Source organism: Cohnella thailandensis (genome assembly GCF_014212135.1).
Taxonomy (GTDB): domain Bacteria; phylum Bacillota; class Bacilli; order Paenibacillales; family Paenibacillaceae; genus Cohnella; species Cohnella thailandensis.
The window spans coordinates 308,480-322,760 of record NZ_JACJVQ010000006.1 but is presented as its reverse complement, the minus strand read 5'-3'; the positions used below and the strand labels follow the sequence as shown (position 1 = coordinate 322,760).

General features: G+C 59.5%; 14 protein-coding genes. 8 read left to right on the top strand and 6 right to left on the bottom strand.

From position 1 onward, the window contains the following. The first annotated feature begins 16 nt into the window (after positions 1–16). Positions 17–1,201 carry a YhgE/Pip domain-containing protein gene (locus H7B67_RS09395; RefSeq protein ID WP_185119539.1) on the top strand — a complete coding sequence of 395 codons (1,185 nt, stop codon included), beginning with the start codon at positions 17–19 and terminating at the stop codon, positions 1,199–1,201. 229 nt (positions 1,202–1,430) lie between these two features. Continuing rightward, on the top strand, positions 1,431–2,594 hold the full coding sequence (locus H7B67_RS09390) for a cation diffusion facilitator family transporter (RefSeq protein WP_245363160.1): 1,164 nt from the start codon (positions 1,431–1,433) through the stop codon (positions 2,592–2,594). On the opposite strand, the gene H7B67_RS30810 is transcribed toward H7B67_RS09390, so the two are convergent. Further along, entirely contained in the window at positions 2,557–3,417 is an 861-nt protein-coding gene (locus H7B67_RS30810; protein WP_245363162.1) for an HNH endonuclease, read from the bottom strand. The genes H7B67_RS09390 and H7B67_RS30810 overlap by 38 nt on opposite strands. Positions 3,418–3,481: 64 nt before the next feature. After that, positions 3,482–4,069 carry an NAD(P)H-dependent oxidoreductase gene (locus tag H7B67_RS09380; protein WP_185119538.1) on the bottom strand — a complete coding sequence of 196 codons (588 nt, stop codon included), beginning with the start codon at positions 4,067–4,069 and terminating at the stop codon, positions 3,482–3,484. A 123-nt stretch (positions 4,070–4,192) separates the two neighbouring features. Here H7B67_RS09380 and H7B67_RS09375 point away from each other — a divergent pair, with 123 nt between their 5' ends. Further along, positions 4,193–4,624 carry a MarR family winged helix-turn-helix transcriptional regulator gene (locus H7B67_RS09375; protein ID WP_185119537.1) on the top strand — a complete coding sequence of 144 codons (432 nt, stop codon included), beginning with the start codon at positions 4,193–4,195 and terminating at the stop codon, positions 4,622–4,624. A 71-nt stretch (positions 4,625–4,695) separates the two neighbouring features. Here the strand turns inward: H7B67_RS09375 and H7B67_RS09370 are convergent, their stop codons facing one another. Then, positions 4,696–5,748, bottom strand: coding sequence for a glycosyltransferase WbsX family protein (locus tag H7B67_RS09370; protein WP_185119536.1), 1,053 nt, complete (start codon positions 5,746–5,748; stop codon positions 4,696–4,698). Between the two features lie 34 nt (positions 5,749–5,782). Continuing rightward, positions 5,783–6,883, bottom strand: a complete 1,101-nt coding sequence (locus tag H7B67_RS09365) for a glycosyltransferase family protein (protein ID WP_185119535.1) — start codon at positions 6,881–6,883, stop codon at positions 5,783–5,785. Between the two features lie 158 nt (positions 6,884–7,041). Here H7B67_RS09365 and H7B67_RS09360 point away from each other — a divergent pair, with 158 nt between their 5' ends. Further along, positions 7,042–7,575 (top strand): hypothetical protein, encoded by a 534-nt coding sequence (locus tag H7B67_RS09360; protein WP_245363165.1) that lies wholly within the window; start codon positions 7,042–7,044, stop codon positions 7,573–7,575. Between the two features lie 70 nt (positions 7,576–7,645). Here the strand turns inward: H7B67_RS09360 and H7B67_RS09355 are convergent, their stop codons facing one another. Continuing rightward, a complete protein-coding gene (locus H7B67_RS09355; protein WP_185119534.1) occupies positions 7,646–9,706 on the bottom strand; it encodes a beta-galactosidase in 2,061 nt (686 codons plus the stop codon). A 135-nt stretch (positions 9,707–9,841) separates the two neighbouring features. On the opposite strand from H7B67_RS09355, the gene H7B67_RS09350 reads away from it, so the two are divergent. After that, positions 9,842–10,681 (top strand): AraC family transcriptional regulator, encoded by an 840-nt coding sequence (locus H7B67_RS09350; RefSeq protein WP_185119533.1) that lies wholly within the window; start codon positions 9,842–9,844, stop codon positions 10,679–10,681. Positions 10,682–10,696: 15 nt separating this feature from the next. Further along, the gene (locus H7B67_RS09345; protein WP_185119532.1) at positions 10,697–11,650 is read left to right on the top strand and encodes a hypothetical protein; all 954 of its coding nucleotides are present in this window, start codon (positions 10,697–10,699) and stop codon (positions 11,648–11,650) included. A 35-nt stretch (positions 11,651–11,685) separates the two neighbouring features. On the opposite strand, the gene H7B67_RS09340 is transcribed toward H7B67_RS09345, so the two are convergent. Further along, positions 11,686–13,608: a sensor histidine kinase gene (locus tag H7B67_RS09340; protein ID WP_185119531.1), complete on the bottom strand. Its 1,923-nt coding sequence runs from the start codon at positions 13,606–13,608 to the stop codon at positions 11,686–11,688. Between the two features lie 153 nt (positions 13,609–13,761). On the opposite strand from H7B67_RS09340, the gene H7B67_RS09335 reads away from it, so the two are divergent. Then, a complete protein-coding gene (locus H7B67_RS09335; RefSeq protein WP_185119530.1) occupies positions 13,762–13,986 on the top strand; it encodes a (4Fe-4S)-binding protein in 225 nt (74 codons plus the stop codon). Between the two features lies 1 nt (position 13,987). After that, positions 13,988–14,266: a GNAT family N-acetyltransferase gene (locus H7B67_RS09330; protein ID WP_245363167.1), complete on the top strand. Its 279-nt coding sequence runs from the start codon at positions 13,988–13,990 to the stop codon at positions 14,264–14,266. The last annotated feature ends 15 nt before the right edge of the window (positions 14,267–14,281 follow it).

Below are 14,281 nucleotides of genomic sequence, written 5' to 3'. Positions count from 1 at the left end.
ATGAGGTGCCTGAATTATGAAAAACGTGCTTATGTTATTGAAAAACAAAGCGTTCATCACCGGCTTCGTGATGTTCCTCTTCTTCCAATCGTTGATGCTGCTTGTCTTCCTGCCGGGCTATACGGCCATTCCCAAGAACATTCCCGCCATGACCGTCGCGCTACTGAATAACGACAAGGGAGAGACGGGAGCCGAGATCGCCAAGGGATTAAGCCGGCAGCTGCCGTTTAAGCTGGATACTCACTCCTCTCTGGAGCAAGCGAAAGAAGATCTGGAGAACCGGGAGATCCACATGATCATTCAAGTTCCGGAGGACTTCTCGGAGAAGGTAAGCAACCCGGGCGAACAGGTCAATTTGAATTTCTTCATCAATCAATCCAACCCGTCCACCGCGGCGACGACGATGCAATCCGTCGTCACCCAAGTGACGAGCGCGCTCAATGCCCAGTTCGCCGTCCAAACGGTTCAGGGCACGCTGCAGCAGCTTAACGTCGGCGAAGAAGAAGCAGCGGCGCTGGCCGCCGGCGTTCCGTCCAAGATCGCCGCCAACATGGTCCTGTCGAACCCGGTACCGGCGGGCATGCACAATCAAATGGCGCCGATGTTCCTTCCGATGTCCATTTATACCGGCGCGATGATGTTTACGATGATCTCCTTGAACGGATTCCATGCGCTTAAACGCAAGATGGGCAAGTGGCAGTCGTTCTTCGCCCTGCAAGGAGCCAACCTCGTCGTCTCGATCGTCGCTCCTCTTGCGGGCCTGGCCATCTATTTCCTGATTCAGGGGCATTCCGCCTCTTCCTTCTTCGGCGCGTGGCTGTCGCATTCCCTGGAGGCGATCGCTTCCATCGAGTTCATGTCGATCCTGTACTTGGTGTTCGGACAGATGGGATCCATCGTCAATATTCCGATCATGCTGACCATGACGATCGCGAACGGCGCGGTCATGGCTCCGGAAATGATGTATCCGTTCTTCAAGTTCCTGAGCCAGTGGACCGTGATGTATTACCCGGTTCATCTGGACTTCAACTTCCTCTTCGGAGGAGGCGGAACGGGAGAATTGCTGCTCAAGCTGGCTCTGTACGCCGTCGTCTGCATGGCTATCGTGCTCGGTCTCCACTTCTGGAAGTACAACAAGAAGGAGGTGACCCCCGCTCTGGGCGCGGCCCCGGCGGCTCCTGCCGCTCAACCCGCGCGCTAAGTTCTAGCTTTTAGCGTCGCACCGACATTTGCCCCGAAATCCCGGAAACGCGGGATTTCGGGGATTTTTTTGTCTCGGTCGAATAGAGGCCTGCTTCGACGGCGATGGATATACTGGCTATGGGACGGTTATCGAACGATCTTCGGCAATTCATGCTTGCTACTTAAGGCAAGCGAGGGTAAAATAAACATATGAGCATATATTCATATGTTTGATTGGAGGAAGCAGCATGAACCGTTCGGCAACGAATTCGTCCGGGAATGATCTATCGATGCATGATCTCGACAGTCCTAAACATTCCGGTCATCGACATGATCATGACGGTCACGGCCACGATCACGGAGATCATGAGCACGGACACCTTGAGCACGGACAGCAAGGTCACAACCATTCCCATTCCGGCCATAGCCATCACGGCCATCATCACCATGGACACGGCCATCACGGCCATTCGCACGCGCCCAACAATAGGAAAGGACTGCTGATCGCCCTCGTGATCACGGGCGGCATCATGCTGCTCGAATTCATCGGCGGTCTAATCACGGATAGCTTGGCGCTGCTCTCGGATTCCGGCCATATGCTGAGCGATACGGCCGCGCTCTTGTTGAGTCTCATCGCGTTCGGGCTCTCGCGCCGTCCGTCCACGCCGCGCCTCTCCTTCGGCCTTCGCCGCTTCGAGATCATGGCCGCCCTCGTCAACGGCGCCGCCTTGTTCGTCATTGCCGGCATCATCGTATGGGAGGCCTGCCAGAGGTTCGCCGATCCTCCCGAAGTCGCCAGCGGCGCCATGACGATTATCGCGGTTATCGGGCTCTTGGCCAACCTAATGAGCGCTTGGTTCCTCATGCGCCAGGGCGACGTGAAGGACAATATCAACATGAAGAGCGCCTACCTCCATGTCCTCGGGGATGCGCTGGGGTCCGTCGGAGCGATCGCCGCGGGCATTCTGATGTCCTTGTTCTCCTGGTACTGGGCCGATCCGGTTATCAGTATTATCGTGGCGCTTCTGATCTTAAAGGGAGCCTGGGGGGTTCTTCGCAGCACGTTCCATATCCTGCTGGAGGGGACTCCGGAGTCGATCGACTCCGGAGAAGTGAAGGAAGCGCTCGGCCGCATCGAAGGCGTTCTCGACGTCCACGACCTTCATATCTGGACGATTACGTCCGAATTGAACTCGCTCAGCTGCCACCTCTTGATCGCGGACGACCGGAATCATCAGGACATTCTTCAACAAGCGGTGACGATGCTTAAGGAGCGCTTCCGCTTAAGCCACTCGACCATCCAGGTCGAGAATTCGCAGTTGAACCACGGCGAGCTTCATTGCTCGTCGGGCGACGCTCCCCGGTCCGCCACGGTTACTCGTCCGGTTCCCGAGGGCGGCCCCGCACGATGAACTCGTCGACGTCCCGGTCGGCCTTCGACTGGTTGCAGGCGTTGCAGGCGCAGACGCAGTTGACCGGAGTCGTATGGCCTCCCTTGGCCCGCGGCAGCAGATGATCGATCGTGTCGCCGTATTCCCCGCAGAAGCGGCAGGTATAGTTGTCGCGGGTAAGGATGAGCTTGCGGAACTCCTTGTTGCTGTAGATCCGGCGGATCGTGTTCCGGTTGACGACCACGGCGGCGTGCTCGCGAACGAGCGTTGCCGCCAGCTCCGGGTCGACCTCCTGGTACCACTTGCGGCCGTTATCCGTCTTGCCGCGCATGCGGATGAATCCTTGCCGCGTCGGCCGCAGGTCGGCCGCGCCGAGCGCCCGGGACGAGGCGTCCGCCCGCGCCGGGGGCCTCTTGCGGGGAAGCGCCGTCGGCGCGGGAGCGGCTATGGACGCAGGCGAAGGAGGAGCGCTCTTCTTGCTCCGTCTTCGCCTGCGTCTTTTCTTCGGGGCCGGGTGCTGCGCGTCGGCCGTTCCGGCTCCCGCGATCGGCGCTTCCGCGGCGGGCTCGGGAGCGGCGGCGGGACCGGTTGCAGCGAGCGGTTCCGCAGACGGAAGCTCCTGATGCTCCGGAAGCTCCGCCTCCCGCTTCGCCTGAAGACGGCAGCTATGGCAAGTGCCGCGCCTGGCTCGGCGTCCTCCGCGGCGCCCGCTGCGGCTCCGAAACTCGGCAAGAGGCTTCTCGTTCCCGCATCTGGGACATCTTTTGGTCGTGATTTCCTTCTCTAAAATCTCCATATATCCATCAAGGAGAATCGCCCCGGGCGGGTCTCCTCTACCTCTCATTCAGATGCATTCTTATTCCAATTATAGCATAAAGATCCCTCCCGGCAGCTTCTTTTGCCTCCCCTTAGGCGTTAGCCGTACGAAAATACCGATACACCTTCCTCAGCTTCGATTCGTGTCTCCCCTTCGGGCTCTCCATGCTGCCGAATTCGAAGAACTTCACCTTCCGGATGCCCACGTAACGGAACAGAGCCTTCTTCATCAGAACCTTATGCGCGTCATGAAGCCAGAACAGCGTATACTTGGCCGGCCCCTTCATCGTCGAGACGCACACGACCGACTTGCCCTTGAGCAGGCCTTCCGGAAGCAGCTTCCCGTTGTCCCGGTAAGCGAAGCCGGAAGCGAACATCCGGTCGATGTAGCCGAGCAGAATCGCGGGCGGCCTTCCCCACCAGATCGGATAAACCATAACGATCCGATCCGCCCACAGCAGCTGCTCGCGGTAACGGGCCAGCTCCGGATCCGCGTGCATGTCCCGCCTTCGCTTCTCCTTGTTGAACACCAAGCGTGGATCGAATTCGTCCTCGTACAGGTCGAGCACCTGAACTTCCATCGGAGCCGAGTGATCTTGGATTCCCTTAAGGACCCGTTGGAGAAAAGCGTAGCTCAAGCTTTCGCGGTTCGGATGCGCGTAAACGACCAACGTGTTCATGAATGCCACCTCGTTAGTTGTCATTTGATAACGAGATAGTATCACCCCTCCATTTAATTGTCAATTGATAATTGTATTATGATAATGAGTTTGTTATCTTTGGGTGTAGAGGTGACGATTGTAATGGACCGCAGCGAGTTGTTCCGCGATTTCATCGCTTTTACCGCATCGGTGCTCGAGACGAAGCACGACTTCACGAAGGATATCCGGATCGAGGGAATCACTCCGGTTCAATACGGCATCCTGGAATACTTGTTCGCTCATCGGGACGAGCCCGTGACGATCAGCGAGATGAGCGACTGCCAGCACATGTCCTTGCCGAATACGAGCCGCGAGCTGCGGAAGCTGGGCGAGAAGGGACTGTGCGAGAAGTTCTCGGATTCCGAGGACAAGCGCAAGCAGTACATCCGCCTATCCCCCGAAGGACAAGCGAGGATGGCCGAGGCCTTCCGGAAAGTGGAAGCCCGGTTCCTCGAGAGAATCCGCGGCATCTCCGACGAAGAGCTGGCGGAGCTCGCCCGGGCGATTCGGTTGCTTGACGGCAAGGTATTCTAGACGAAAAAGGCCATCCTCATTCGCCGGTTGCGGCGGACGGGATGGCCTTACTCTATGGGACGACGGGATAACTACATGCCGCACCGCAATGCACGCCTGACCGCTTCAAGACGACCGAATTCCTGCTCCCGGTCCGGCTCCAAATATGCGCCCTCCGCCCATTCGTTCCACGCGTTTAGGAATACGAACTCGCTTCGGTATTCTCTCCTCGCCTTCTCCAATTGCCGGGTCAAATAATCCTCGAACTTCCTCAGAGTCATTCCGATCGTGCTCTGCCCTTCCGCTCCCTTGCGCGGAGTATTGTCCCAATTCACGAAGGCGCCCGGATAGACGGGTTCACCGTCCCGGTGCGGCGTCCTCTGCAGAATGGAGGTCCAGATGCGGTCGTAGTCCACCGTCAAGTGCGGCTGCCCGCCGACGGTCAATTCGCCCCAGCACGACTGCAGCATTCCGTGCGCGAACGTGTAATGAGGCTCGAATTCCATGCTGGCGTCGAAGCCGCTTCGGGTTCCCGTATCGAAGCCTCCCAGCGTGCGAACGAGATGAAGGCCGCTCAATCCGTGCCTAACGGCGAGCTTTCGCCAATGAAGGAGCATTTCTTCGCATTGGGGAATATGGCCCGGACGATAGATGAGCAGCAGCGGCTTCCCGTCGACCCGAATGTACCGCCGATCCCGGAACGCCTCCAGCAAATACTCGAAATGCCGGGTCCAGTCGTCTTGGTCGCCGTAACGCTGCGGCATCAGGATCTCCGATTCCATCCCGTCCCATCTTCTCGTCCACGGCTCGTTCGCCCACGATAGACAGAACGGGAAGTCCGGCTCCCCGCTCTCCAGCACCTCCCGGAGAGGCTTCTCCAGAAGCTGCTTGCCCTCGAACCAATAGTGGTAATAGCAGAAGCCGTAGATGCCATACTCTTCGGCCAGGCTGGCCTGCTTCGACCGAGCGTCCGGGTCCGTCAGGTCGTAATAGTTCTCGTTCCAAGGAACCCGCGGCTGCTTATGGCCTCGATACAGCGGAACGGCTCGCCTCACGTTCGTCCATTCCGTGAATCCCTCGCCCCACCAACGGTCGTTCTCTTCGATGCGATGGAACTGGGGAAGCAGAAAGGCGATGATTTTCAAATCCGGCTCCTCCCTTAATCGATACGACAATCCGCTACGCGAAGATGGTTCCCAGCAGCTCTTGCCCTTTCTGCAAAAAAGAATGGTGGTACTTGTTAGCCATCAAAGCGCGGGTCGCCAGCAGCCTCCTCTCGTCCGCCTGCATCATGTAGCGCGTGATCAGCCCCTCCGCTTCGGAGAGAGTGCGGTAGGGGAGCCAATGCGTTTCCGATTCCAGACCGACTCCGCGATCGGGCGGCTCTTGGTAGAGCTGCAGCACTCCGCACGCGGAAATCTCGTGCGCCCTGTGAAGGGAGAAGCTCCCGTTGACGATAAGCTTGGCTCCGTTGTAATAGTCCGCCGCTTCCTCCTCCGCTCCGGGGGAGATTGGCCCGCCAAGGTTGTCCCAGCCTTCGCCGATCACCCGAACCTGCAGATTCGCCAAAGCGGGCGAACGGAGCAGCTCGCCTAGCAAAGCGTTCCGATTAACGCTTCCCACGAGCAGGACGTTGGAGCTGAAGCATCTATCCACTTGCTTCGGATAATAGATCCCGGTATCCGCCGCGAAGGGCAAGCATCGGCAGTTCACGCAGCCCAGCTCGCGGTAAACGGGCAAGTTCTCCTCGTTCTGCGTGAACACATGGTTCACCGTTTGAACCAGGCGGAGCTCGGTCTCGGCCGCTCCTTCCCGATCCGACAGCCAGGCGGCTTTGACGACGGACGAGTTCCGCAGAGCGGCCAAGTTCTCCTCCGACGGCAGTTCCTCTCCTCCGAGCACGAGCACAAGATCCAGACTTGGATCGAATACGTAATTCGATAAATTAGCCTCAGGCTTGGCAACGATCACTTCGCGCACGATATGGCGCAAGGACTCCTCCAACAAGAGCGCAGAGACGGCGTTCTTTTCCCGGGCCGTCCCTTCGACAATAAGCACTGTCAACTGCTTCAGCGTTTTCTTGCTGCGCTCCGTCCTCGCCTTAAGATCGCTCAGAAGATGAAGGCTCTCCTGGATGCCCCGGTGCAAGCTTTTCTGATAATCCGCCATCGCTCCAAGAGCCGGATCGAGCTTCTCGGCGAGCGACCTTCTCATTTGGTTGGCGAGCCATCGGTTAGGAGACTGTACGGCCGTCGCCTTCGTCTTGGCCGCTTTTTTCATGCGTCGCCATCCCCTTTCTCCTTACCTCTCGCCGATTACGATGGACTAAGCTACTATATGCATTCGACCATCGTTTGTTTGTAGGGAAAAAGACCAATGTACCCCGATAGATTCTTGTCCATCTATGGCCGTTCCTATTGAAATTGTGTGGGGATACCATGTCCGACAAGCTTCGTCCACATATACTGGTAGAAGACAAGCGCAAAGGGAAGGTGATCGTTCTGCCCACATTCGATCAAGTCGAAATAAACGGCAACATGACGTTGAACGGCGATATGCAGGTTAACGGAGACGTGACCGTCGCCTCGGACATTCAACTGAACGGAAACCAGACGATATTCGGAGACCTTCAAGTGAACGGGAGCGAGACGATCTTCGGGAGCCTGCAGGTGAACGGCAGCCAGACGATTTTCCTCAATTTCCAAGTGAACGGAAATCAAACGGTCGTCGGAAGCTTGCAGGTCAATCAAAGCATCAATACGCTCGGAAGCATCCAAGCCGCAGTACGGATGCTTATCGCCAATCTGCCGACGCTCCCCGCCTCGGTCCCCGCCACTCAGCAGGTTCGCTATTACAATCCGGGATTTCCGAACCAGCCCGGCCTCGTTCTGAAGGGAACGAACGGATCGAACTATGTCTTGTTCGTCGATGCCAGCGGGGGAACTCCCCATCTGGCGATTCAGTTGGCTTAACGAAAAGGCACCTATTCCGATTTCTTGCCGATGGCAAGAGATCGACTAGGTGCTTTTACGTTGCAGTACCCTATTTAGAACTCCGTTTCAATACCCGGACGCCGCCCGCCGGAAGCTCGATTCGATCCCCCGCCGCCTCCGACGATTCCAGGTCGACGTACGGGCGTCCGTCCAGCGGTACCGAGCGAGCTTCTCCGCTGAAGTTCATGACGAAGACGTAGTCGGAATCTCCGTCGGTGCGGATTTGCGCAGTCACTCCGACGGGCAGATCGGCCTCCAGAGCCCGTCGCACCCCCGCCGTTCCCGCGACCTTCCGGTAGAACGCGCCCAGGAAGTCGTCCTTCAAGCGCGTCGCCATGTAATACGCCTGGCCGCGGCCGAGTCGGTTGCGGGTCAAGGCCGGACGTCCGGCGTAGAAATCGTCCGTATAGACGCCCAGAACCTCGGCGCTCTCCGCGTGAATCAGCTCGCACAGCTCATGGGCCTCGTAGGTCCCCTCCAACCCGAGCTCGTCTCCGCCCGCAAGCCGTACCCCGTTGCGGTCATGGTCGTACAAGCCCTCGATCTCCTCCGCCCAGATTCCCAGAGTCCGGCGGAGCGGCCCCGGGAAGCCCCCCAGATGGCAAAGATCGTTCTCGTCGACGACGCCCGACCAGTACGTCGACACGAGCGTTCCGCCCGCTTCCACGAACCGCTCCAGCTTCCGGCCGGTCTCTTCCCGGCACAGGTACAGCATCGGAGCGACGATCAGCTTGTAGCCGGAGAAATCGTCCTCCGAGCCGATCACGTCCGTCGGAACTCCGTGTTCCCACAACGCGCGATGATGCGCGTAGACCGTTCGCTCGTAGCCAAGCCCCATGTTGCGCGGGCCTTGGGCGTCCTTGACGGCCCAGCGATTGTCCCAATCGAACAGGATCGCGGTCTCCGCCGGAGTCGGGGTTCCGACGACCTCGGTCAAGCCCGCCAGCGTTCGGCCCAGCTCGGCGACGTCCGCGAATACGCGAGTATGCTCGTGGCCGACGTGATCGACGACCGCCCCGTGGAACTTCTCGCTCGAGCCCCGGCTTTTGCGCCATTGGAAGTATTGGACGGAATCGGAGCCGTGGGCTACGGCCTGCAGGGAGGAGAGCTTGTGCATGCCGGGACGCTTCAGCTTGCTCACCGACTGCCAGTTCGTCAGGCTCGGCGTGCTCTCCATGAGCAGGAACGGCTTCTTCTTCAGCGAACGGAACAGGTCGTGATAGAACGAGACGTACGCCGCGAGCTGACTGTCGTCCTCGGCCTCGTGCCAGGTCGGGTAGCTGTCCCAAGAGACGACGTCCAGAATGTCCGCGAACCGGCGGTAATCGAGCCCCTCGATCATGTGCATGTTCGTCGTCGCCGGAAGCTCGGGGCCCGCTCCCCGGACGGCCTCGATCTCATGCCGGCAGAAGTCGACGGTCCGGTCCGTCACGAAGCGCCGCCAGTCGAGGTTGTGCGCGTGAACCATCGATTCGCCGTGCGGAGCCGGGGACTCGATCTGCGCCCAATCCGTGTACGTGTGCGCCCAGAACGCCGCCCACCACGCCGAATTCAGCGCGTCCAGGGTGACGTACTTCGCCTGAAGCCACTTGCGGAACTCGGCCTGGCAATAATCGCAGTGGCAGTCCCCTCCGAATTCGTTGGAGATGTGCCAGCCGACGACGGCCGGGTGATTCGCGTACCTCTCGGCCAGCTTCGCGTTCAGGATCGCCGTCTTCTCCCGGTAGACCGGCGACGAATAGCAATGATTGTGCCTCATCCCGTGCAGGTTGCGAACGCGGTTCGCCTCGACGCGCAGCACCTCCGGGTACTTCGCCGACATCCAGGCCGGCCGCGCTCCGCTCGGCGTCGCGAGCCAAGCGTAGATCCCGTTCTTGGCAAAGGAATCGAGAAGGCGGTCCAGCCATTCGAACGCGAATACTCCCTCTTCCGGTTCCAGCGCCGCCCACGCGAAGATGCCGACGGACATGACGTTGCAGCCGGCCAGCTTCATCAGCCGGATATCTTCTTCGAGCACCTTGGGATCGTGCTGCCACTGGTCGGGGTTGTAATCGGCGCCGTGCATCATGACGGGAAGCTTCGGGCTGATCGGCGGAAATCTCTTGTTCATCCTGTTCGTCTCTCCTTTGATCAAATAGTCGTCTTATTCGCTTATTTACCTTTGATCTTAATGGAGTTGTTGCTTATACTCATAGCATAATCGACTCAGAAAATCGGACATTTCGAACATGGAGGAACGCCGCGGATGATGCCCTTCCTGCTCGCCGAATTCGCCGCCATGGAGCAGCGGCTCCCTCTGTACGTCTGCATCGTCGGCAGCCATGAACAGCAAAGGATCGATCGGCCTCTCGGCTACCCCTGCCACCAGCTCTTCCTCTCCCGCAGCGGAAGCGGAACGGTTCGGCTGGAGGGAAGCCCGGCGTTCTCCATGACGCCGGGCACGGTTCTCCTCCTTCCCGCGGGCATTCCTCACGAGTACTTCCCCAGCGACGGGACGGAGGGATGGGATCTCGGCTTCATCGGCTTCGACGGGCCCGCCGCCCGGGCGATCCTGGAGCCGCTCTCCCCCTTCTCCCGGACTCCCTTCGCCGCGGTCGACTTTCCCGGCCTCTGGCGCCAGCTCGAAGCCGTCTGGCACGGCATCAGCCAGAACGGGGAGCAGGCCTATTGGGAGTCGTCCCAGCAGCTCTACGGGCTGCTATTGTCCGTTATGAAAGACCGGACGGCGGTCCGAAGCCCGAAGAAGAAGATTTATCCGCAGGAAGCGGCGAGCGACGCCCTTCGGACGGCCGTCCGCTTCATCCACGATCACTACCAGGACCGTCTCGTCGTCTCGAACATCGCCAGGGCCGCCGGCTATTCTCCCCAGCATTTTCATCGATTGTTCGTTCGCCATTACGGGGTTAGCCCGAATCAATACCTGCTGCAGCTTCGGATGCGCCGGTCCATTCAGCTGTTCCGGGAGCAGCCCGGCATTACCGTCGAGCAGACGGCGCAGCGGCTCGGCATGGAGACCAGTTACTTCATCCGCCTGTTCAAGAGGTTCTACGGCAAGACGCCTAAGCAATATTTAAAGTCCGAGTAAAGAGAAGGAGCGTCGTTGAATTTGGACGAAGGATGGCGAGAGGAATTGGAGATCGCGTTTGCCGCCGCGGAGGACGAGCTCCGGACGCTTCCGGCGGAATTCGGCGAACTGGCCTTGAGGCTGCTGGGACGAAGCAACCCTCTTATTAACGGGGGGAGAGCGAACCGGATCAGCTATCTTCTGCCTTATTGGGTAGGAGAGAACGTGCGCGCGCCGATCGAGCTGTGCCGGGAGCTGGCGATCGGCAACTTGTTCGCCATGCTGCACTTCTTCGTGCTCGACGACGCGATAGACGGGGATGCGGGATGGAGCTCCGCGGATCGTCGCCGGCTGCTCCCGCTGGGCCAGCTGCTGCACGGGCTGTTCTACCGGAAGTATCTCGGAAGGTTCCCGGCTTCGTCCCCGGCCTGGGACCGCCTGAGCGAATACATGAAGCAATGGGCGGCCGCGATGGCCCGGGAAGCGGACTCGGCAGCGGATCCGCGCGACTTCCGGGCGCTGGCCGGGAAGGCCGCCCCGATCAAGCTTTGCGCGGCCGCTTTGCTTCTCGAAGCCGGTCGGCCGGACCGTCTGTCCGCCATGGACGAAGCCGTCGATTTGACCCTGGCCACGCTGCAGCTCTCGGACGATTACGCGGATTGGCGGGAAGACCTGGCGGAGCCGGACGGGAACGCCTTCCTGACGCTGGTCCGGGAGCTGCTTGGCGAGCCGGACGGACGAGTCCCGGACGAGAAGGCGGTGAATCGCGCGCTCTACCACCGCGGCGCTCTCGGCAAGCTGGCCGAGCTGGCGGAAGATCACGGGGCCCGGCTCTCCTCGATCCCGGAGTGCCCCCCAAGTCTCCTAGCCTTCCAACGATCGATGGCGGAAGAGCTGCGAAGGGCGGCCGACGGCATCGATGAAGAAGTGAATCGTCTCCTGCGCGGGGATCGGCTGTCCGGCTTGCTGGCGAACTTGAGCGGAGGCTAGTGGGCTTGCAGGTTTGCGGCTAATGGGCTAGCGGACTAGCGGGCTTGCGGAAACGGCAACGGAGAAGCTTCCTCTTCCAGAAGAGGGAACCGAAGTATCGCTTCGAACCCCTCCCCTACGGCGCTGCGGAACTCGAGCCGGCCCTTCATCAACTCGACGATCCGGCAGGTGGCCATTAGCCCCAGCCCCGTCCCTTCGGGCTTCGTCGAATAGAAAGCTTCGCCCAGCTTGCCCAGCTGCGACTCGTCCATCCCGACGCCGTCGTCCGCGATCGAGACGACCGCCGTCCCCTTCTCCGCGCGGGCTTCGATCCGGATGACCCCTTCCCCTTCGATCGCTTCGATGCTGTTCTTCACGATGTTGATGAGAGCCTGCGCCAGCTTCGAGGAATTCCCTCTGATAAAGAGCCTGTCCGGAGCGCTTAACCGGATTTCTCCGCCGTTCAGCGCGGCCAGCGGACTCATCATCGACTCGACTCTCTTCAGTTCTTCGGTTAAGTCGAGAGGAACGACCGTTTCCGGCTCCGGCTTGGCGAAGGCGAGAAAATCGTTGATGATGCCGGCCGCGCGGTCCAGCTCCTGAATCGCCAAGGCGAAGTGATCCTCGTTATCCTTGCCCGACTTGCGGGACAGAAACTGCAGGAACCCCCGCGTCACCTGCATCGGATTGCGAACCTCATGGGCGACGGAAGCGGCCAGATCGCTGACGACCTTCATTTTCTCCGTTCCCTGCATCTTAAGATGGTAAAGCTCCAGTTTCTTGGAATAAGAGACGACCCGGGTATAATTCTCCGAGATCTGCCGGGCCAGGATGACGATCAGCGCGATCAGCATGGCCGCTACGCCCAACTTCCACAGGACGAACACGTACGGGGTTTCTTGAGTGTAATACAGCACGAGATCCGCTATGGCCGACAAGGCCAGCAGGAGAAATCCCGCCGACAGGAGGATGGAATTCACGTTGCCCCGAAGAGCGTTCCGAATGGACAACGCGAGGATCAGCATCATCTGGACGAGAATAAAGGCGCCAAGCACGGGCACGGTGAGCAGCTCGTAGACGGAGAAGAAGGACTCCCCGATTAGTTTGTAGGCCAGCAGGATCAAGAAACAGAAAACCGAGTACCCAAAGAAAACCCGTCCATATACCGTAAAGAGCTTATATCTCCCCTCAAAAACGGAATTGACGTAGTAATGCAGCGCCGGGAAAAGCACGATCATCCAGATGTCGAACAGGAACAGCATCGCGGGCCCGATTTTCTCGAAGTAGATGTACGGCAAGGGGTTGTAGCTGAGAATCAGCATTCCCGTCGACAGCGCGACGAGACAGAGCGATATCCAGGAGCCCCGTTGGCGCCGGATGAGAAAACCCGAACAAACCAGCATAAGGAGACCGATGGACGCGATCGGAATTCCCAGCGCCATATCGAGGGTCTCCTGCCTGACGAATCGCTCGCTGAGCTCGCCGAATTCGCCGATCCGGACCTCGCCGGCGATCCCGCTTCTCAAGCCGGATATTATCTTTATGTCAATGACGCCCTCTTCGGAGGAGGCGTTCAGCGGAACGAGAAGCTTGTTTCGTTCGAACCGGTACGTCCGGCTATCTTCATGAATCAGCTCTCCCTCCTCGTAGACGGAGATTTGCATCTCGTACAACCGGTCTATGAACAGGGCGGGTCTCGTCCATTGCTCCGTAGGAGGAACAGAGAGGCGCACCCACATGCCGACGGCCCCGTCCGGAAGGTCGACCTGCGGATCGGACGAACCGCTCGGCAGCCAGCCGGCGCTCGGCGACGGGGCGTTCTCGGAAGCGCGGTCGGCATCGATCCACTGGATCTGCCAAGCTTGAATGCGGACGTCCGCGGCGTCCGCATGAACGGAATCAGCTCCCGTCAGCGCGAGAACAAACAAGATAACGACCGCCATCGCGAGCGGCCTCGCCCTCCCTGTCCGAGCCATCATCGCCCAACCTCCCGGTATACAAGACTTTACTACTAGAATACGACAAATTTCGTCATTGGCAATAATATGAATACAAGAAAGGAAAACAAGCCTGAAGAGCGAATTGATTAATCAGGGTAAAAAAGGGAAAAGAGACAGAGGGGGATTGGCGGAATGAGCGCGGATTTCAAGCGTTACGCAGGCAAGGAGATCGACGTCCTCTTCGCCGCGGAGCTGTGCGCCCACTCCGGCACCTGCGTGCGGGGCTTGCCCCGGGTGTTCGACGTTCGCAGGCGGCCCTGGGTGCTGGCGGATGCCGAATCCGCCGAACGGATCGCCGAACTCGTCGACCGCTGCCCTAGCGGAGCGCTCCGATACGAACGAAAAGAGGTGGAATGAGTTGAGCGAATATCAGCAAAGCGCGAACGGATTTTACTTGGGAGACAATCCCGACGATCGGGACGCGGAGATCGAATTCTCCCGCCGAAGCGACGGCACGATCGTCATTCTGCACACCCTGGTGTCGGACCGGCTTCGCGGCCAAGGAATCGGCCAGGAGCTTGTCCGGAAGGTCGTCGAGCTGGCCCGGGAGGAAGGCGTCCGCATCGTCCCGCTCTGCCCGTTCGCCAAGGCGCAGTTCCAGAGAGTGGAGCAATACCAGGACGTATGGGCCCGCTAGGCCCGTTGGAGGCCG

What these genes read in the sequence shown, in the direction of transcription:
- H7B67_RS09395 (WP_185119539.1), top strand. Translation starts at nt 17, where the DNA reads ATGAAAAACGTGCTTATGTTATTGAAAAACAAAGCGTTCATCACCGGC.
- H7B67_RS09390 (WP_245363160.1), top strand. Translation starts at nt 1,431, where the DNA reads ATGAACCGTTCGGCAACGAATTCGTCCGGGAATGATCTATCGATGCAT.
- H7B67_RS30810 (WP_245363162.1), bottom strand. Translation starts at nt 3,417, where the DNA reads ATGAGAGGTAGAGGAGACCCGCCCGGGGCGATTCTCCTTGATGGATAT.
- H7B67_RS09380 (WP_185119538.1), bottom strand. Translation starts at nt 4,069, where the DNA reads ATGAACACGTTGGTCGTTTACGCGCATCCGAACCGCGAAAGCTTGAGC.
- H7B67_RS09375 (WP_185119537.1), top strand. Translation starts at nt 4,193, where the DNA reads ATGGACCGCAGCGAGTTGTTCCGCGATTTCATCGCTTTTACCGCATCG.
- H7B67_RS09365 (WP_185119535.1), bottom strand. Translation starts at nt 6,883, where the DNA reads ATGAAAAAAGCGGCCAAGACGAAGGCGACGGCCGTACAGTCTCCTAAC.
- H7B67_RS09360 (WP_245363165.1), top strand. Translation starts at nt 7,042, where the DNA reads ATGTCCGACAAGCTTCGTCCACATATACTGGTAGAAGACAAGCGCAAA.
- H7B67_RS09355 (WP_185119534.1), bottom strand. Translation starts at nt 9,706, where the DNA reads ATGAACAAGAGATTTCCGCCGATCAGCCCGAAGCTTCCCGTCATGATG.
- H7B67_RS09350 (WP_185119533.1), top strand. Translation starts at nt 9,842, where the DNA reads ATGATGCCCTTCCTGCTCGCCGAATTCGCCGCCATGGAGCAGCGGCTC.
- H7B67_RS09340 (WP_185119531.1), bottom strand. Translation starts at nt 13,608, where the DNA reads ATGATGGCTCGGACAGGGAGGGCGAGGCCGCTCGCGATGGCGGTCGTT.
- H7B67_RS09335 (WP_185119530.1), top strand. Translation starts at nt 13,762, where the DNA reads ATGAGCGCGGATTTCAAGCGTTACGCAGGCAAGGAGATCGACGTCCTC.